The organism is Blautia sp. AF14-40, assembly GCF_003479665.1.
In the GTDB taxonomy this organism is placed as follows: Bacteria; Bacillota; Clostridia; order Lachnospirales; family Lachnospiraceae; genus Fusicatenibacter; species Fusicatenibacter saccharivorans.
Genome location: NZ_QUHK01000015.1, coordinates 68233 through 86338 on the forward strand (window position 1 = coordinate 68233; position 18106 = coordinate 86338).

The window sequence follows — 18106 nt, forward strand, 5'->3', positions numbered from 1 at the left end:
CCTCTTCTTATTTCAAATATGATGCAATCTGTTCTTTCATCGCCGCCAGTGCTTTTCCTCTGTGGCTGACTGCGTTTTTCTCTTCCGGAGAAAGTTCTGCGGTCGTGCGGCTCATATCCGGCAGATAGAAAATCGGGTCATAGCCAAAACCGTTCTCCCCGCGTTCCTCGTAACCGATTTTTCCCTCGATCGTTCCTTTGGTGGTACAGACTGTTCCATCCGGGAAGGCGGCTGCAATCACACAGACGAATCGTGCCGTTCTTTTTTCCACCGGCACGCCCTCCAGGCGGTCAACGAGGCTCTGATTTTTGATGCGGTAGGACGTATCCTCTCCCATATATCTTGCCGAATAGACACCAGGCTCGCCGTTTAAGGCATCCACTTCCAGACCGGAGTCATCCGCCAGCACGATCATGTCGCCGTCTGTGCATCCGGCAACGGTCTGTGCTTTGATTTTTGCATTCTCCTCAAAGGTTTTGCCGTTCTCATCGATCTCGACCGAAATGCCGGCTTCTTTCATCGAATAAATTTCCACCGGCAGATCCGCAAGGATTTCACGGATTTCTTTCATTTTGCCGGCATTTCCTGTTGCAAATACAATTTTTTTCATAACCGTTTTCCTTCTTTCACGCTGAAATAACTTGCGATCATTATACCGTATGTGTGACGCAAACACAAGAACCCTGTCACAAAAAAAGACCCCCGTTTTATCCGGGAGCCTTTTTTTGTAATCACACATTATTTTGCTTTTTTCTGATTTGCCAGAGTCTTGAATCCATCGAAAGCCAGGATCAGCGCCAGGATGACAAGCAGGCCTGCCAGCACGATACGTGCTACGCACCAGCCGATGCCAACGCCTGCGCCAAGGCCCTTGAAGTTTGCGATCAGGGTCTGTACAAGGGATGTGATGGTTACGATCAGCATGAATACCATCGGGAACAGGAACATTTTGTTGTTTTTGCCGACTTTTCCGAGCCAGGTGGCAACAGCAAGAAGTCCGATGGCTGCCAGCAGCTGGTTGGATGCACCGAACAGCGGCCAGATTTTGGAATAACCGGTCAGGCCAAGGCCGATGCCGAGTACTACGGTGATAACGGTTGATACAACCGGATTGGTCAGAACGGCTTTGTAGCCGGTTGCCTCTTTGTAAGTCTGTCCCGGCTCAAGCCAGAACTCCTGGAACATGTATCTTGCCAGACGGGTTGCGGTATCCAGAGAAGTCAGGCAGAATACCGATACAGTCAGAACCAGCAGAGAGTACAGTACATGGGTCGATCCGCCAAGTCCCGGAATGGTTGCTACCATCTCGGAGATACCGGTTGCAAATACAGCGGTCGGAACAACGGTGGTTCCGTCTGCGTATCTGGACCAGATGTAGCCGACTGCACACAGAGATACAATCGCAAGCGCACACTCAATCAGCATACCGCCGTATGCGATCGGGCGGGCATTTTTCTCATTGTCAAGCTGTTTCGATGTAGTTCCTGAACCAACGAGTGAATGGAATCCGGAAATTGCTCCGCAGGCGATGGTTACGAACAGGGCCGGGAACATAAATCCAAGAGAACTTCCGGTCGGAGCCAGCGTATCTTTGAATCCGGTGAATGCCGGGATATCCAGGGATGCATGGCCCATCAGAGCACTTCCGATGACACCGACAGCGGCTACGATCATCATGAAGTACAGAAGGAAGGAGCTTAAGTAGTCACGCGGCTGAAGCAGAATCCAGACCGGTGCAACAGAAGCTACGGTGATATAGATACCAACGATTACCATCCATGCTGTCTCGGAGAGATAGATCGGATGGAAGTTTAATCCAACAACAACGCAGACAACGATAGCTGCAACGCCTGCGATGGTGGAAACGCCAAGAGATACATTTCTTCTGTATACCATGAAACCGAACACAACGGCGAGTACGATGAACAGAATGGAAATCATAGCGGTTGTTGCATTTGCAGAACTTGCTGCCACATCGACAGCGCCGCTCTCGGTGTAGGCTGCCTTGAAGGTATTGGCAACGATGGAACCGAAGGCTGCAACAACGAGAATCAGGGTCAGGTAAGCGAAGACGATAAAGAGTTTTTTCGCTTTACTTCCCATGGTGTCTGCGATAACCTCGCCGATGGACTGTCCTTTGTGGCGCAGGGATGCAAACAGTGCGCCGTAATCATGAACGCCTCCAAAGAAGATACCGCCGATGAGTACCCATAAAAGAACCGGAACCCATCCAAAGACAGCGGCCTGAATCGGTCCGTTGATCGGACCTGCGCCTGCGATGGATGAGAAGTGATGTCCCATTAAGACAGGAGCTTTGGCAGGAACGTAGTCCACACCGTCCTCCTCGGTGAATGCAGGGGTTTTCCGTTTCGGATCAACGCCCCACTGCTCGGCAAGCCATTTTCCGTAGAATACGTATCCGGCGATCAGAATGCCGATTCCGACAACCAGTACAAGAATACTATTCATTTGTTTTTTCCTCCCTCTTTTTGGTAGAATAAATTTATAGATAACTAAGACCGGAACATCTTAGCATATCCCTTTACCAATTCCCAAGCCGCCCGGTTTCCAAACACTTTCTGTTCTGCCGTATCAAAGACGAGCAGCCGCACCTGACAGTAGCCTCTCAAAGAAAACCGGTAATTTTTATAATACTTATATTTTCGGATTTTCTTCTTTACGCTGTCCGCAACCGGTTTGTCCGCAAAAAAAATACCGGTGACCAGCGTGTACATGTGGTCGGTATCCGGTACTTCCTTCCCCTCGCGAACCACCTTTGGCTCTATCCATTCTGTCAGGTCCGTCAGAAATGTTTCGACGTCCTGGTCGTTCAGTTCTTCCACCGCTTTAAAATACGCATGCTCATGACAGCTGATCCTCCACAGCTCTGCTTTCTTTGAGAGCACGTATTTTGCGCCGCTCTCGTGGTAGCTTGCACAGGCATCGTATGTATGGCCGTTTACTTCGGACGGCTTTACGATATCGTAGCTCCTCTCGTAGGAATGCAGCAGCCTGTCTCTGATCTCCTGTCCGTTCATGGTTTCCTCCGCTTGATGAAAAAATTTCGCATGAGGACAGTTTAGCACAGTAGTGCAGTGATTTCAAGGAAATATTAAACCTTTCTAAAATTTTTCTTTTAATTTTTGTTATCAAAAAGGAGCAACGCCAAAAATCATTCGGCATTGCTCCTCCATTTGTATTATTTCTGTTCTTTTTCCCGGCGCGGCGGCTTCGGTCCCGCGTACTGGTAAAAGTAGGTTTTCAGCATTCCATTGTAAATTTTACGGTTTTTATCCGCCTTTTTGCCGAGATACCGCTCGGCATCCTCGTAGCTCGTGATCAGATACATCGACCAGGAATCGAGAGCGCGGTACCGCTCTCCTAATGTCTGATACAGGGCCGGAAGATCTTTTTTGTCCTCCAGGCGCTCACCGTACGGCGGGTTGGTAATCAGAAAACCGTATTTTTTCGGGTGCGACAGCTCGGCAACCGGACGCTGCTGGAAATGGATCAGGTGATCCACACCGGCCAGCTTTGCGTTCTCTCTGGCACTCTTGATGACATCTCCGTCGATATCAAAGCCCTGAATATCTGTCTCAATATCGTTCCGGATCCGGTAGCGTGCATCCTCCGCCGCATCCATCCAGCATTTTTTCGGCACGAGGTGCGTCCACTGCTCCGCAAGGAAAGAACGGTTGAGACCCGGTGCAATATCGGCCGCCATCATGGCCGCCTCGATCGGGAACGTACCGCTTCCGCAGAACGGATCGACAAGAATCCGGTCACCCTTCCACGGAGTCAGCATGATAAGTGCTGCGGCAAGGGTCTCGGTGATCGGCGCTTTCGCGGTCAGCTTGCGGTAGCCTCTCTTATGAAGGGAAACGCCGGAGGTATCGAGTCCGATCGTAACCTCGTCTTTTAAAATCGAAACACGGATCGGGTACTGTGCACCGTCCTCCGGGAACCACTCCATGTGGTAGACCTGTTTCAATCGCTCGACAATCGCTTTTTTCATGATCGACTGGATATCGGACGGGCTGAAGAGCTTACTCTTGATGGAGTTTGCCTTCGTTACCCAGAACTTTCCGTTTTTCGGGATAAATTTCTCCCACGGGAGCGCTTTTGTCGCTTCAAAGAGTTCATCGTACGTCTCGGCGTGGACCTGTCCTACTTTGAGCAGGATACGCTCGGTCGTGCGAAGGAACAGGTTGGCGTAGGCGATTCCCTCTGCATCTGCAAGAAACGTTACTTTTCCATCCTCCACGCGCTCGATTTCGTAGCCGAGGTCGAGAATTTCACGTTTCATCACCGCCTCCAGGCCGAAGTGGCACGGGGCGATCAATTCATATAATTCCATACTCTCCCGTCCCCTCTTATAATGTGAGCTGTTTTACGACGGTGCCGTCAAAGCCTTTGATCGTAAATACGCCGTCCTCGAGGATTGCATAGGTCGGGATATTGCCCTCTTTCGGCAGAGATACAGAACCCGGGTTCAGAAAGGTGTGTGCGCCTTTTTTCTCGGCACGCAGGACGTGGGTATGGCCGTACAGGAAGATATCTCCATCCATCAGCGGCGGCAGATTCTGCTCATTGTAGATGTGGCCATGGCTCATATAGAAGGTATGGCCTCCCTCGATCAGGATGCCGTAATCTGCCAGCACCGGGAACTCCAGTACCATCTGATCTACTTCTGCGTCGCAGTTTCCGCGCACGTTGGTGAGGTACTGTTTTTTCTCATTCAGCATGGCGATGACCTGTTTCGGTGCGTATTCTTTTGGAAGATCGTTTCTCGGGCCGTGATAGAGAAGGTCGCCTAACAGAAACAGGCGGCTTGCGCCCTCTGCCTCGAAGGCTTCCAGCATTTTTCTGCAGTAATAGGCAGAACCGTGAATATCAGATGCAAACATGTATTTCATATCGTGATCTCTCTTTCGTTTTGTGGTTTGGTTTTGTATTGTTTTCTGTTTCATCTTACCGTATCTTTTCCCGCTTGACAAGAAGAAATGTTGGATTGCCGCCCCCTTACAGTTCTTCTCCCGCCACCAGATATCGTCCGCGGTATGCATGCATTCCGCCGATGACCGTTTTGACCTCGTATCCGTTCTCCGCCAGCCGCTTTCCCTCCGCCATGCTCGCGGCACCCCGCTCACAGCAGATCACAAGAATTTTGTCCCGCGGCAGACAGACCCGTTCGAGCAGATGGTCATAGGGAAGATTCACCGCTCCTTTCACATGCCCTTTTTCGTATTCCCGCCGGTTCCGCACATCGATGATCATCGCCCACGGTTTTCCCACGTACCAGTCCAGCTGGTCTGCCGCCAGCAGTGTCATGCCTGCCATATCCTGGTCCCCCTCTCCGGATCTGACTTTCTCTCCTGTTTTATATGTATGCAGAAACCGGCGGCAGAGTCCGTATGGGACCCTCCGCCGGCTTTTTCTGCCGGAATCCCAAGGTTTACTTAGTATTTTTCATACTCATCCTTCTCGTCCTGCTCCCGGTTCTGCTGACCGTAGGATGACATCTCACGGTCTTTCACATGATTGCAGTCTCTGCTGTTCTTCTGGTTTTTGCTGTATTCGCTTTTCTCGTATCCGTTTTTGCTGTACTCGTTTTTGCTGTATTCATTTTTGCTGTATTCATTTTTGCTGTTTCTGGTCATAATCTTGTTTCCTCCTGAATGTTTTTTTGTCCTGCGACATCCTTTAGTATCGCTTTTTCCGCGCAGATTATGCATCCAGAACCCTGTTTTTCCACGGTATCTGTTCCAAAGTGGGGAATGCAAGCCCAAAAATACCGTGTTTTTCCTGCTTTCGGACCACTGCTTTCCAAATTGTGGTAATTTTTTCCAACTTTTGAATTTCGATGTTGCTTTTTCCCGTTATCTGTATTATAATCAATTTTGTAAAAGAATTTACCCTTCATAAATTTTTTTACAATTAATAACCCCTTATTAATTATTTATACTCCCCTTGAAAGATCGGTAGCTCCCCTGCCGGTCTTTCTTTTTGCAATTATTCAGAGCCATGCAAAATTTCAAGAAGAACTGTGAGTCATGCTCGCATGAACGAACAGTTCTTCTTGAAATTTTATATGGCGAGAAGCCACATCGAGATGCAGCGCAGCGGAATCGAGATGTGGCTCTGAATAATTGCAAAAAGGAGGAAAGTCTGCATCAGCAGACTTTCCTCCTTTTTCCCGTTCTGTATATATGATTAGAATTCTACTTTTTCACCTTTTGCCGCTTTTGCTACGGTTCCTGCGAGGACGATCAACGCCATGAGGTTTGGAATTACCATCAGGCCGTTAAAGAGGTCTGACAGGTTCCATACGAGATCCACTTTCAGCAGAGAGCCGAGGAAAACGAACACAACGACGATCAGCGAGAACGGAACGACTGCTTTCTTTCCGAACAGATACTGTACGTTCTGTCTTGCGAAAAAGTACCATCCGACGATGGTCGAGAATGCAAAGAACAGAAGACAGATCGCTACGAACGCCGGTCCGAAGCCTTTGAGGCCGGTTCGGAATGCCGCCTGTGCGACCGGGGTTCCTTTAACACCGGTACTCATCATCTCTTCCAGAACGCCGGAAGAAAGAATAACGAGAGCGGTCATGGTCAGGACAACGAAGGTATCAATAAAGACACCGATCATCGCTACTTCACCCTGATCCTCCGGGTTCTCGACATCGGCAATCGCATGGGCATGCGGGGTGGAACCCATACCGGCTTCATTAGAGAAGAGGCCTCGGGCAACACCGTAACGCATGGCTTTCCGCACGGTAATACCGGCTGCTGCACCAAATACGGCGTCCGGACGGAATGCACAGATAAAAATCGAAGCAATCGCTGACGGCACATGCTGGATGTTGATCAGAATAACAACAAGGGCTCCGACGAGATACAGTGCTGCCATCACCGGAACAACTTTTTCGGTGAAGGATGCGATACGGGAGATACCTCCGATGAAAATGAATGCGGCGAGAACGGCTACAATCACACCCATCACCCATTTCGGTACGGAAAATGCGGTGTAGAACGCATCACTGATGGAGTTCGACTGTACCATATTTCCCATAAAGCCAAGCGCCAGAATAACGGCTACGGCAAAGAAGCCTGCCAGTGCTTTTCCAAACGTTCCCTTGAATGCGTGGGTAATGTAGTAAACCGGTCCTCCGATGATTTCTCCGCTCTCATCGCGGCGTTTGGAGATCTGCGCGAGATACGCCTCGCCGTAGATCGTTGCCATGCCGAAGAACGCAGCAAGCCACATCCAGAAGATGGCTCCCGGGCCGCCGGATACGAGTGCGGTCGCACATCCTGCGATGTTTCCGGTTCCGACCTGTGCGGCGATCGCTGTTGCAAGCGCCTGGAAGGAAGTCATGCCGTCTTTTCCGGCCTTCTTACCCTTTAACGAGAAACCGCCGAAGACGCGGTTCCACGCGGTCTTAAACTTTCTTACCTGTACAAAGCGGGTCCGAACAGAGAAATAAACTCCCGTACCTACCAGCAGAAACAGCAGTACGCTGTTCCAGAGCACATCACTGATCTGCGCAATTGCCTGATTCAATGCATCCATTTTCTTTTCTCCCTTTCCATTCGACGTATGGTCTGAACGATGTGGATCACACATCCGCACCGTTTTGAGAAAAAAAATACCATCTCCTGCGGGACTTTTCCTGCAGAACATGGCTCTGATTGAAAATACAGCAAAAAACCGCGCTTCCGGAATTTTTTCGTTTCTGCGCACCGCTTTTTTGTTCCGCGGCTGTTTTTCTTCTGTATCTTTTTTGACTCTGTCCTTTTGCCTGAGAGATTCTGCATCGCTGCATTGCACCTTCGGCACTCTTTTCAAGAGCTTCTCCAGAGACCACTCCGTTTTTAGTCCTCGCCGTCTCCCGTCCGTTCTTGTTTTAAGAAGAGAACCAGCACCTGAAAGTTTTACTTCTTCGGTCGTGCACCTTTCGAAAATTAAATTTCCAAAAGCTCTCCGCACATTTTCTAAAAACTTCTACGTCTTTTTTTATTTTTGTAAAACTATAGCACCTGTGATAGGATTCGTCAATACCCCATGCCGTATTTTTTTTCAGAATATTGCAAAAACATATAAAAAATCAGCAGATCTGCGCGCGCACGCCTCAAAATCGCATGCGCGGCACAGATCTGCTGTTCTCTTTTCCAAATATCTTTTATGACGCCTGGAACTGGCTGTTGTACAGATTGTAGTAGAAGCCTTTCTTCTCAAGAAGCTCCTCATGGCGTCCCTGCTCGATAATCTTTCCGTCTTTCATGACGAGGATCAGCGAAGCGTTGCGGATCGTGGACAGACGGTGGGCAACGACAAAACTCGTTCTGCCCTGCATCAGCTTGTCAAACGCCTCCTGAACCTGCAGTTCGGTACGGGTATCGATGCTGGAGGTCGCCTCGTCGAGGATCAGCATCGGCGGCAGGCAGAGCATGACACGGGTGATACAAAGAAGCTGTTTCTGCCCCTGGCTGATGCTGTCTTCGCTGAGAACCGTGTCAAGTCCCTTCGGCAGACGCTTGATAAACTCCCAGCTGTGTGCCTCTTTGGCCGCATTGATGATCTCCTCTTCCGTCGCATCCGGCTTTCCGAAGCTGATGTTGTCGCGCACGGTTCCCTGTTTGATCCAGGTATCCTGCAGCACCATACCAAAGCAGCTGCGGAGCGCATGGCGGGACAGTTCGTCGATCGGCTTTCCGTCGATGCAGACCTTTCCGGCATCGACATCATAGAAGCGCATCAGCAGGTTGATAAACGTCGTCTTTCCGCATCCGGTCGGGCCGACAATGGCAACACGCATGCCCGGCTGTACGTCAAGATTAAAGTTCTCGATCAGTTTTTTCTCTTTGTCATAACTAAATGCTACATCATCGATCGTCACATTTCCCGTCACGGTATCGATCGTTCCGGCCGGGTCTGCACTCTCCTCTTTCTCTTCCAGAAGAGCAAAGATACGGCCTGCGCAGGCAAGCGCGTTCTGCATCTCGGTGATAACGGAACTGATATCATTGAACGGTTTCATATACTGGTTTGCGTACGACAGCAGAACGGAAAGTCCGCCGACGGTCAGCGCGCCGCCCGGGATCATGAAAGCTCCCACAAGGGCAACACCGGCATAGATCACGTTGTTGACAAAACGGGTGGACGGGTTCGTTAAGGAACTGTAGAACACGGCCTGCTGGCTGTATTTCTGCAGATCTTTGTTGATCTCTGCAAAACGCTCGGAAGCTTTTTCCTCATAGCCGAACGCTTTGACTACTTTCTGGTTTCCGATCATCTCATCGATGAGTGCGGTCTGTTTTCCTCTCGTCTCACTCTGTTTCTGGAACATTTTGAACGAGCGGCCGGAAATAAATTTTGCCACAAAGAAGCTCAGAGGTGTCAGGCAGATCACAAGAAGGGTGATCCATACGTTCTTCGAGAACATGAAAAACAGTGTCACAATAATGGTTACGATGCCGGAGAACAGCTGTGTAAAGCCAAGCAGAAGACCGTCCGATAAGATATCGGTATCTGCGATAACACGGCTTACGATGTCTCCGGAGCTGTGCTGATCCAGATAGGACAGCGGCAGCACCTGGATATGACGGATCGCCTGGGAACGAAGGTCGCGCACGATGCGGTACGTCATACGGTTGTTGATCAGGTTCATGATCCATGCGGAAAGTGCGGAAACGAGGGTAAAGAATACGATTCGTTTCAGATAGAACCACATCTCCGGGAAATTGACCTGGTGGGCTGCAACGACCTCATCGATCGCATCGCCGAACAGGATCGGAATATAAAGCTGTAAAATAACGGTAACCGCAGCCAGGACAATACTAAGGCCTAAGAAAATTTTATAATTTCCGATAAACGCCATCAGCTTTTTCATGACCTGCATGCCGCTTTTTCCGGACTTGTTTTCTGTCTTTTTCATGCGATCACCCCGCTTTCGTTGTTATAAGCTGCACGCTCTTCCGGGAACTGGGAGAAGTAAATCTCGCGGTAAACCTCGCAGGTTTTCATCAGCTCGTCGTGTGTGCCGTTTCCTTCGAGCGTACCATTTCCAAGAACGAGGATCTGGTCTGCCTGACGGATGCCGGCGATTCGCTGGGATACGAGGAAGGTTGTCGTGTTTCCTTCGAGATTGTGGACGGCTTTGCGGAGTTTTGCATCCGTTGCAAAGTCAAGCGCACTCGAGCTGTCGTCCAGAATCAGGATTTCCGGTTTTTTTACCAGCGCACGCGCAATAGAAAGACGCTGTTTCTGTCCGCCGGAGAGGTTCTTTCCGTTCTGCTCCAGCATAAAATCGAGCTGATCCTGTTTGCCTTCTACGACTTCTTTCGCCTGGGCTGTGGTGAGCGCCTCCCAGATTTCTGCATCGGTGGCGTCCTCTTTGCCCCACTTCATATTGTCGCGGATGCTGCCTTTAAAGAGCACTGCTTTCTGCTGAACAACACCGACTTTATTGCAGAGCTCTTCTTTCGTGTAATTCTTTACATTCTCGCCGTCTACCATGACGTCACCGCTGGTCGCATCGTAGAAACGGGAAATCAGGCTGACCAGCGTCGATTTTCCGCTTCCGGTACCGCCGATGATTCCGATGGTCTGGCCGCGTTTTGCGGTAAAGCTGATATCCGATAAACTCTCTGCGCCGGCTCCTGCATAGGTGAAGCTGACATTTTTAAATGTAACAGCTGCATCGCCAGTTACTTTCTTTGCAGCGCCGCCTTTTGCCGGGTAGTTCATGGTTGTCGGAACCGCCAGTACGCCGGAGACACGCTCTGCACAGGCAACGGATTTGTTTAAGGTGATGATGAGCGATGCCAGTTTGATCAGCTCCACGATGATCTGCAGCATGTAGTTGTAAAGTGCGACAACCTGTCCCTGCTGCATACTGCCGATGTTGACCTGAAGGCCTGCCTGCCAGATCAGGACAACGGCTGCGATGTTGATGAGGACATAGGTCAGCGGATTTAACAGTGCGGAAATTTTTCCGACAAACTCGTTCAGACAAGTCAGCTCATCGTTGCTCTTTTCGAAATCGGCAACAGACTGCTCCTCACGGCAGAACGCACGGATGACACGGACACCGTTCAGATTTTCTCTTGTCATTCCGGTGACGCGGTCGAGTGCCGCCTGTACCTTTTTGAACAGCGGGATGCTGACCAGCATAATGCCGAATACGGCAACGAACAGGATCGGAATAGTAACCAGGAATACAATGGCACATTTTACGTTGACGGTAAATGCCATCACAACGGAACCGAATACGATAAACGGACTCCGCAGCAGCAGACGCAGACCCATGTTGATTCCGTTCTGCACCTGGTTGATATCGTTGATCAGACGGGTGATCAGCGTATCGGTTCCAATGGTATCCAGCTCCGTAAAGGACAGAGCCTGGATGTGGTCAAAGACCGCCTGGCGAAGCTCGGTTGCACAGCCGACGCTCGCTTTTGCCGCGAAATACTGCGCGGTGAAGCTGCAGCAAAGTCCGACTGCCGCCATCAGAACGAGGATTCCAAAACGGCTGACGATGTACGGACGGTTATTGCCTGCGATACCCACATCGATGATCTGGGCAACAACCATCGGCACAAGAAGGTCGAATACGACTTCCAGAAGCTTGAACAAAGGAGCGATGATGCTCTCTTTTTTGTAGTGCTTCAAGTAGACTCCAAGACTTTTCATCTTCTTTTTCACTCTCCATTTCTTTGTTTCTTGACATTGACAGTATAATCTCATATGATTAATACGAATAGTATTGTTTTTATGGCTTAGTGATACAATTTTAATATCATAGATAATTTCACGAAAGGAAGTCTCTTATGGAACTGCGCCAGCTTGAATATTTCCGCGTCATCGCCGAAACCGAAAGCATTCACGAGGCCGCCCGCCGCCTCAATATGTCCCAGCCGCCGCTCAGTTATCAGTTAAAGCAGCTGGAAGCCGAACTGAATGTCACTTTATTTGAACGTACCCGCCAGGGCGTCCGCCTGACCGAAGCCGGAAAACTGCTGTACGACCGCTCCGCCAACCTGCTCGAGTACGTGAAATCGACGGAGCTTGAGGTCGCAAAGGTCGGCAAAAAGCGGGTTCTGCGCCTCGGCATCACACCGACCACCGTTGCGACGATCATGCCGTGCGTCTCGCTTTTTTCCCGCCGCAATCCCGATGTCAACTTCGAGGTGCACGACGGCATCACCTACACGCTGTACCGCTATCTGATGGACGGCATCATCGACATTTCCATCGCCCGCACGCCGCTGCGGCTCGACGATGTCGACTATAAAATTTTAAGCTCTGAACCTATGATTGCCGTTTCTTCAAAAGATATGCTTCCCGAGAAGAACGGATCGCTAAAGCTCTCGGATCTTTTGAATATTCCGCTCATCATCTACCGCCGGTATGAGGCGCTCATCATGGATGCGTTCCACTCGCGCGGCATGGAGCCCGATCTTTTCTGCGTCTGCGACGATCCCCGCGGCGCGATGCTCTGGGCAAAGGAAGGCCTTGCCACTGCCATTTTCCCGCAGTCCATGAGCTCTCTCTGCCAGGGACTCCGCATCCAGCCGCTCGCAGAAAGCGACCTGGAAACGCAGATCGCCGTGATCTGGAAAAAGGGGCGGAAACTCTCTCCGCTTCTACAGGACTTTGTCGATGCCTGCATGGAGAGCATATTATAATAGAAGAAGTCCGCTGCGCCGGTCTCTTTTTCAGGGATCAGCGCAGCGGACTTCCTTTTTTTATTTCTCATTCTTTTTACTGCACAAACAGCAGCGCGATATTCAGCAGTGTCACAATCACCGCAATCGCAAACAGGGCAATTTTCAGCCGCAGACTGTTCGCGTATTTTCCCATGACTTTTTTCGAGGATGTCAGATAAATCTGCGTAAATACCGTAATCGGGAGCTGCATTCCAAGAAACATCTGTGAATAGAGAAGGCCCTGGAACGGGGAATCAATCAGAAGAATGACCGCTGCGGCCGGGATCATGGCAAGAAGGATTCCCCAGCGTGTCTCCTTACTCTTGATCTCATACGGCTTGTTAAAAATCCCCGAAAAAATCGTTCCGCCCGCCATTCCCGCGGTGATGCTCGATGAAATTCCGGCGAGCAGAAGCGCTGCTGCAAAAATCACCGATGCGGCATTTCCAAGGAGCGGTGTCAGCATCTTTCCCGCCGTTGCGAGATCATCCACCTGCTTTGCATTCTGCGGCTGGAAAAACGTTGCGGCCGCCATCAGGATCATTGCACTGTTGATGGCCCATCCGATGATCATGGAAAACAGGGTGTCTTTGAACTCATACTTTAACTGGCGCGCAATCACCTCATCATCCTCAAGATTCCACTGGCGGCTCTGAATAATTTCCGAGTGGAGAAACAGGTTGTGCGGCATGACGACCGCACCGAGGACGCTTAAGATGACCGGCATTGAGTGCTCTGGAAACGACGGTTTTACCCAGCCGACAGCCGCCTGCGCCCAGTCGATATCGGCGATCCAGACCTCAAAGAGGAATGAAAAGCCGATCAGCGAGACAAACACAATGATCAGTTTTTCAATCCGTTTGTAAGCACTTGTAAACTCGCAGATCAGAACCAGCACGAGAATCATCATGCTGCCGAGCTTGATCGGAATGCCGAACAGCATCTGGAGCGCAATCGCACCGCCTAGGATCTCCGCCATTGCGGTCGCCACTGCTGCCATCATCGCCGTCGCAAGAATCGTGTTTTTCAGCCATGCAGGCAGATAGAGGCTCGCCGCCTCCGAGAGGCACTTTCCCGTGGCAATGCCGAGATGCGCCGCATTGTGCTGCAGAAAAATCAGCATGATCGTGGACAAGGTGACCATCCACAGAAGCTCGTAGCCGTAACCCGATCCGGCGGCAATGTTGGATGCCCAGTTTCCCGGGTCGATAAAACCGACCGTGACAAGAAGTCCCGGGCCGAGATAGCGGAGAAAATTCATGCCCGCCGTCTCTTTTCGTTTTCGATTTTGTTTCATATTCTTTCCTTTCTGACAATTTGATACGGAACCGGCCCATCCAGGACCGGCAGAAATCGTTTTGTTGTGGTTTTGGTTGCTTTAGTTAGTTATAACTAACTGCATTGTACATGGGATTTTTCAAAAAGTCAAATCCTGTTTTCTCTTTCTTGTGCTTCATCGTCCGCTGTGCTACAATAAAACTGCTTATTTTGAACTAAAAGGAGAATTTTTATCATGATACGACTTGCCGTCCCGGAGGATTTTACTTCGATCATGTCAATCTATGCGTACGCCCGCTCTTTTATGCAGGAAACCGGAAATCCGAATCAGTGGGGAAACCATTTTCCGCCGGAGGAGCTGATTCACAACAGAATCCGTGACAAACAGCTTTTTGTCCTGGAAGAAAACGGCACGCTGCACGGCGCGTTTGCCTTCATCATCGGTGAGGATCCGACGTATCTGCAGATCGACGACGGCTCCTGGCTCTCCGATGCGCCGTATGGCACGATCCACCAGGTTGCCTCAGACGGAACAATCCACGGATTTTTCTCCCAGATCGTCGATTACTGCTGGGCACAGATCCCGCACCTGCGCGTCGATACGCATGCGGACAATCAAATCATGCAGCATCTGATCCAGAAAAACGGATTTGAACGGCGCGGCATCATCTACGTGCTGAACCACTCTCCGCGGATTGCGTTTGAACGCGTAAAATAAAACACCAAACGAAAACACCGGATCGTCACCGCTTCGCAGACTTTTCAGCCGCGGAATCACCGTTGGATCCAGATAATATAAGGATCCGACGACCTGTCCCATCATCCCATTTTTCGATCTTTCGTGTGTCATTTTTTTACCAGCCTTACATCTTCTTACTCTCCAGTATGCACTTGCCCGTACCGAAATGCAAAGAAAATCCGCTTTTTCCCCTCTGTTTCTGCACATTCCTTTGTGCAGAATACAGATGCAGAAAAAACGGATTTTCTTTTTCATTTTTCTTTATGCGTGGATTCCTCTGTTCTCGTCCCCGGACTCGTTTACGCCGAATTCGTAATCATTGCCCGGCAGAATCATGTTCAGCAGGATTCCTGCGATGGCTGCAATGGCAAGTGCAGTCAGGGTGACGGTCGTTCCGCCGATCGTAAAGGAGAGACCGTTGCTGAAGCCCAGTCCGCAGACAAAGATGACGCCCGCGATGATCAGGTTTCTCGATTTGGTCAGGTCTACTTTATTCTCTACCACGTTGCGCACACCGATGGCAGAAATCATACCGTACAGCATGAAGCTGACGCCTCCGATGATAGAGGACGGCATGGTGCTGATGAGTGCCGATACCTTCGGAATGAAGCTGACGATAATCGCAAAGACTGCGGCAATACGGATGACTCTCGGGTCATGTACGCGGCTCAATTCCAGAACGCCGGTGTTCTCGCCGTACGTCGTGTTGGCCGGTCCGCCGATGAAACCTGCCATTGCGGTTGCAAGACCATCGCCGAGCAGGGTTCTGTGCAGGCCCGGATCAGAAAGGAAGTTCTCTCCTACGGTTGCAGAGATCGCCGACATATCACCGACATGCTCCATCATGGTCGCGATCGCGATCGGTGCCATGATCATAATGCTGGTCAGATCGAATTTGCAGAGCTGCAGCGGCGGAAGTCCGATGATGCCTGCCTGTGCAACCGGCGCAAAGTTGATGATCACGGATCCGTCCGGATTTTTGATGCCGAGTGCATTCAGGACAACTGCCACAGCGTAGGCAATCACAACGCCCATCAGAATCGGAATGATTTTGAGCATTCCTTTTCCCCAGATGTTGAAAATGATGATGACTGCCAGCGCAACCAGTGCCAGGAACCAGTTCGTCGAAGCATTATTAATGGCGGAACCAGCAAGGCTGAGGCCAATGCAGATGATAACCGGACCTGTGACAACCGGCGGCAGGTAGCGCATCACGCGTTTGACGCCGACCATGCGGATGATCAAGGCAAAAATCAGGTACAGAAGACCTGCTACCACAATACCTCCGCAGGCATAGGCTGCCTTGTCGTTGACACTCATGCTGGCATATTTTCCGGTATTCAGGTTTGCAACAGCGGCGAAACCGCTTAAGAATGCAAACGAAGAACCAAGAAATGCCGGTACTTTAAATTTCGCGCACAGATGAAACAGCAGGGTTCCAAAGCCGGCGCAGAACAGTGTGACGGATACGGTAAGACCGCGGGACGGCCCCTCGCCGCATGCGTCTACAAAGTAGCTGTTTACCAGAATCGGCACCAGAATGGTTGCACCGAACATGGCAAACATGTGCTGCAATCCGAGAATCAGCATTTTAGGAATACCGAGCTTTCTCGCATCGCGGATGACTCCATTAGACTCGTTCATACGTCTCTCCCTCTCTTTTGTTTTTCTTTCCCATTATAGGCGTTATGTCGTTCAAATACAAGCGAAAGATTGCGGGCCTCTCAATTTTCAAACGGGCGGACACGTAAAGTAACTCCTAAGGTATCGCAGATCTCCTGGCACTTCTGAATTTTCTCCTCTGGCATGACTTTCTCGACAACCGTCATCACAACATTCGGCACATACTGTTTGGAAAGAACCGCAAACTCCTTGATCGCCTCGTACGACTGGATGCCGAATTTCGACCGCGTGAGCTCCAGAAATTCCTTTTCATCCGGCGCGTTTAAGGAAATCGAGACGGTATCGAATCTTCCCTTTAATTCCGGGGTGACATCTCTTCCATAGATCAGGTTGGCAAGACCGATCGTATTCAGACGCACTTTCAGGTTCGGATACGTTTCTTTTAAGGAATCGATCACCCGACAGACATCCTCAAGCCGCTCAAGCGGTTCTCCGAAGCCGCAGAAGACCAGTTCATTGATCACGTTCAGATCGTACTGTGCGAACAGCTCCAGCATCGTTTCAACGGATGGCTCGCCCTCTTTTAACCACAGTGTATTTCCCTCCTGCTGCTGTTTCGTCTGGCGCAGACAGAACACACAGCTGCACGGGCATTTGTTTGTCATGTTGACATAGACATTTTTTCCGGTAAGATCGCCGCTCTTTGCAAGGTCGAGATACCCTTCCTCGCCGACGGCTCCGGTTACAGTATATAAATACATTACGCTTCCTCCGTTAAGTCCTTCATAAACATTTCAAAGCAGAGTCCCCAGTAGCTCGGCACTTCGTTTTCTTCGCAGTAGCGGATGCATTTCGATACGTAATCCGCCGCCTTTTTCACCGACTCGTACAGGCTGTGGCCGTTCAGATACATGCCTGCGATAATTGCCGCAATGACATCTCCCGTACCGCTCCGGTCGCCGCCGATGCGGTCTACCATGACAATCTGGAAGTCTTCGCCTTTGTTATAGATAAAGTTGGCAATCTGCGTCTGGTTAAAGTGGATGCCCGTCACAACAATATGTTTCGGTCCCCGCTCCGCCAGTTTTCCGCACATCTCTTTCAGCTCCTCAATCGAAGCCCCGTTCTCTGGATACGGCGCATCGAGCAGTGTACAGAGTTCTGTCAGGTTCGGTGTGATGATATCCGCGTAGTGAACCAGCTCTTTCATCTTTTCGCACATCTCTTTCGTGTACGTCCGATACAGCTTCCCATAGTCTCCCATGACCGGATCGACGATGACAAAGTTGCGGTCCGTCTTAAAATGGCGGATAAAATCAAGCACGATATCCACCTGCTGTTCCGATCCTAAAAAGCCGGTCGAGATCGCATCGAAATCGAGCTTCAGCTCCTTATAGGTCTGAATGTAATCCTTCATCCGGTCAGTATAATCATCAAAGTAATACGTCGGAAACTGCGTGTGTGCTGAGAGAATTGCGGTCGGAACTGCCACCGCCTGAATCCTCAGCGCCGACACGATCGGCGCCATCACAGCCGTCGAGCACCGGCCAAAGCCTGTCAGATCGTTAATCAGCGCTATCTTTTTCTGTTTTTCCATGTTGTTCTCCTCTTTTTTTCAGGATGCCTCCGCATCTGTTTTATGTCTATTTTTGCACACTCGCGTCTTATTTACAAGTTTTTTTCGGACAAAAAGAAAAGGGACTGTCGGGATGAACCGCTCCCCGTCAAGTAGACAATTGAAAAAATATAA

General features: G+C 50.3%; 16 protein-coding genes and 1 riboswitch. Of the genes, 2 read left to right on the top strand and 14 right to left on the bottom strand.

The annotated features are described in order from the left end of the window. Nucleotides 1-7: 7 nt before the first annotated feature. The 10 genes from DWW13_RS11775 to DWW13_RS11825 form a co-directional block, all read right to left on the bottom strand. Complete coding sequence (locus tag DWW13_RS11775) at nt 8-610, bottom strand: XTP/dITP diphosphatase (RefSeq protein ID WP_117760504.1); 603 nt, start codon at nt 608-610, stop codon at nt 8-10. Between the two features lie 128 nt (nt 611-738). Further along, nucleotides 739-2469 (bottom strand): carbon starvation CstA family protein, encoded by a 1731-nt coding sequence (locus DWW13_RS11780; RefSeq protein WP_118720149.1) that lies wholly within the window; start codon nt 2467-2469, stop codon nt 739-741. A 44-nt stretch (nt 2470-2513) separates the two neighbouring features. After that, a complete protein-coding gene (locus tag DWW13_RS11785) occupies nt 2514-3038 on the bottom strand; it encodes a hypothetical protein (RefSeq protein WP_055219714.1) in 525 nt (174 codons plus the stop codon). A gap of 161 nt (nt 3039-3199) precedes the next feature. Further along, nucleotides 3200-4357 (bottom strand): THUMP domain-containing class I SAM-dependent RNA methyltransferase, encoded by a 1158-nt coding sequence (locus DWW13_RS11790; RefSeq protein WP_022462631.1) that lies wholly within the window; start codon nt 4355-4357, stop codon nt 3200-3202. A 16-nt stretch (nt 4358-4373) separates the two neighbouring features. Beyond that, nucleotides 4374-4916 (bottom strand): phosphodiesterase, encoded by a 543-nt coding sequence (yfcE, locus tag DWW13_RS11795; RefSeq protein WP_022462632.1) that lies wholly within the window; start codon nt 4914-4916, stop codon nt 4374-4376. A 106-nt stretch (nt 4917-5022) separates the two neighbouring features. Next, the gene (locus tag DWW13_RS11800) at nt 5023-5340 is read right to left on the bottom strand and encodes a rhodanese-like domain-containing protein (RefSeq protein ID WP_022462633.1); all 318 of its coding nucleotides are present in this window, start codon (nt 5338-5340) and stop codon (nt 5023-5025) included. Nucleotides 5341-5459: 119 nt separating this feature from the next. Then, a complete protein-coding gene (locus tag DWW13_RS11805; protein ID WP_055227027.1) occupies nt 5460-5660 on the bottom strand; it encodes a hypothetical protein in 201 nt (66 codons plus the stop codon). A gap of 553 nt (nt 5661-6213) precedes the next feature. Then, nucleotides 6214-7578, bottom strand: coding sequence for an alanine/glycine:cation symporter family protein (locus DWW13_RS11815; protein ID WP_118697249.1), 1365 nt, complete (start codon nt 7576-7578; stop codon nt 6214-6216). Nucleotides 7579-7785: 207 nt separating this feature from the next. Continuing rightward, a riboswitch (glycine riboswitch) is annotated at nt 7786-7876 on the bottom strand. A 312-nt stretch (nt 7877-8188) separates the two neighbouring features. Then, the gene (locus DWW13_RS11820) at nt 8189-9898 is read right to left on the bottom strand and encodes an ABC transporter ATP-binding protein (RefSeq protein ID WP_117760599.1); all 1710 of its coding nucleotides are present in this window, start codon (nt 9896-9898) and stop codon (nt 8189-8191) included. Nucleotides 9899-9939: 41 nt separating this feature from the next. Next, nucleotides 9940-11700, bottom strand: coding sequence for an ABC transporter ATP-binding protein (locus DWW13_RS11825; RefSeq protein ID WP_118720153.1), 1761 nt, complete (start codon nt 11698-11700; stop codon nt 9940-9942). 137 nt (nt 11701-11837) lie between these two features. On the opposite strand from DWW13_RS11825, the gene DWW13_RS11830 reads away from it, so the two are divergent. Continuing rightward, the gene (locus DWW13_RS11830; RefSeq protein WP_055219702.1) at nt 11838-12695 is read left to right on the top strand and encodes a LysR family transcriptional regulator; all 858 of its coding nucleotides are present in this window, start codon (nt 11838-11840) and stop codon (nt 12693-12695) included. Nucleotides 12696-12771: 76 nt separating this feature from the next. Here DWW13_RS11830 and DWW13_RS11835 read toward each other — a convergent pair whose 3' ends face one another. After that, a complete protein-coding gene (locus DWW13_RS11835) occupies nt 12772-14013 on the bottom strand; it encodes an Nramp family divalent metal transporter (protein WP_118720155.1) in 1242 nt (413 codons plus the stop codon). A gap of 216 nt (nt 14014-14229) precedes the next feature. On the opposite strand from DWW13_RS11835, the gene DWW13_RS11840 reads away from it, so the two are divergent. Continuing rightward, nucleotides 14230-14712, top strand: a complete 483-nt coding sequence (locus tag DWW13_RS11840) for an acetyltransferase (protein ID WP_055265833.1) — start codon at nt 14230-14232, stop codon at nt 14710-14712. Nucleotides 14713-14994: 282 nt separating this feature from the next. Here the strand turns inward: DWW13_RS11840 and DWW13_RS11845 are convergent, their stop codons facing one another. The 3 genes from DWW13_RS11845 to DWW13_RS11855 all read right to left on the bottom strand — a co-directional run bounded on the left by DWW13_RS11845 (nt 14995) and on the right by DWW13_RS11855 (nt 17953). Next, complete coding sequence (locus DWW13_RS11845) at nt 14995-16377, bottom strand: uracil-xanthine permease family protein (RefSeq protein ID WP_118720157.1); 1383 nt, start codon at nt 16375-16377, stop codon at nt 14995-14997. A gap of 80 nt (nt 16378-16457) precedes the next feature. Continuing rightward, nucleotides 16458-17117, bottom strand: coding sequence for a TatD family nuclease-associated radical SAM protein (locus DWW13_RS11850; protein WP_022462642.1), 660 nt, complete (start codon nt 17115-17117; stop codon nt 16458-16460). Then, on the bottom strand, nt 17117-17953 hold the full coding sequence (locus tag DWW13_RS11855; protein WP_118700340.1) for a pyridoxamine kinase: 837 nt from the start codon (nt 17951-17953) through the stop codon (nt 17117-17119). The genes DWW13_RS11850 and DWW13_RS11855 overlap by 1 nt, the downstream gene beginning before the upstream one ends. Between the last annotated feature and the right edge of the window lie 153 nt (nt 17954-18106).

What these genes read in the sequence shown, in the direction of transcription:
- DWW13_RS11775 (WP_117760504.1), bottom strand. Translation starts at nt 610, where the DNA reads ATGAAAAAAATTGTATTTGCAACAGGAAATGCCGGCAAAATGAAAGAA.
- DWW13_RS11780 (WP_118720149.1), bottom strand. Translation starts at nt 2,469, where the DNA reads ATGAATAGTATTCTTGTACTGGTTGTCGGAATCGGCATTCTGATCGCC.
- DWW13_RS11785 (WP_055219714.1), bottom strand. Translation starts at nt 3,038, where the DNA reads ATGAACGGACAGGAGATCAGAGACAGGCTGCTGCATTCCTACGAGAGG.
- DWW13_RS11790 (WP_022462631.1), bottom strand. Translation starts at nt 4,357, where the DNA reads ATGGAATTATATGAATTGATCGCCCCGTGCCACTTCGGCCTGGAGGCG.
- yfcE (WP_022462632.1), bottom strand. Translation starts at nt 4,916, where the DNA reads ATGAAATACATGTTTGCATCTGATATTCACGGTTCTGCCTATTACTGC.
- DWW13_RS11800 (WP_022462633.1), bottom strand. Translation starts at nt 5,340, where the DNA reads ATGGCAGGCATGACACTGCTGGCGGCAGACCAGCTGGACTGGTACGTG.
- DWW13_RS11805 (WP_055227027.1), bottom strand. Translation starts at nt 5,660, where the DNA reads ATGACCAGAAACAGCAAAAATGAATACAGCAAAAATGAATACAGCAAA.
- DWW13_RS11815 (WP_118697249.1), bottom strand. Translation starts at nt 7,578, where the DNA reads ATGGATGCATTGAATCAGGCAATTGCGCAGATCAGTGATGTGCTCTGG.
- DWW13_RS11820 (WP_117760599.1), bottom strand. Translation starts at nt 9,898, where the DNA reads ATGAAAAAGCTGATGGCGTTTATCGGAAATTATAAAATTTTCTTAGGC.
- DWW13_RS11825 (WP_118720153.1), bottom strand. Translation starts at nt 11,700, where the DNA reads ATGAAAAGTCTTGGAGTCTACTTGAAGCACTACAAAAAAGAGAGCATC.
- DWW13_RS11830 (WP_055219702.1), top strand. Translation starts at nt 11,838, where the DNA reads ATGGAACTGCGCCAGCTTGAATATTTCCGCGTCATCGCCGAAACCGAA.
- DWW13_RS11835 (WP_118720155.1), bottom strand. Translation starts at nt 14,013, where the DNA reads ATGAAACAAAATCGAAAACGAAAAGAGACGGCGGGCATGAATTTTCTC.
- DWW13_RS11840 (WP_055265833.1), top strand. Translation starts at nt 14,230, where the DNA reads ATGATACGACTTGCCGTCCCGGAGGATTTTACTTCGATCATGTCAATC.
- DWW13_RS11845 (WP_118720157.1), bottom strand. Translation starts at nt 16,377, where the DNA reads ATGAACGAGTCTAATGGAGTCATCCGCGATGCGAGAAAGCTCGGTATT.
- DWW13_RS11850 (WP_022462642.1), bottom strand. Translation starts at nt 17,117, where the DNA reads ATGTATTTATATACTGTAACCGGAGCCGTCGGCGAGGAAGGGTATCTC.
- DWW13_RS11855 (WP_118700340.1), bottom strand. Translation starts at nt 17,953, where the DNA reads ATGGAAAAACAGAAAAAGATAGCGCTGATTAACGATCTGACAGGCTTT.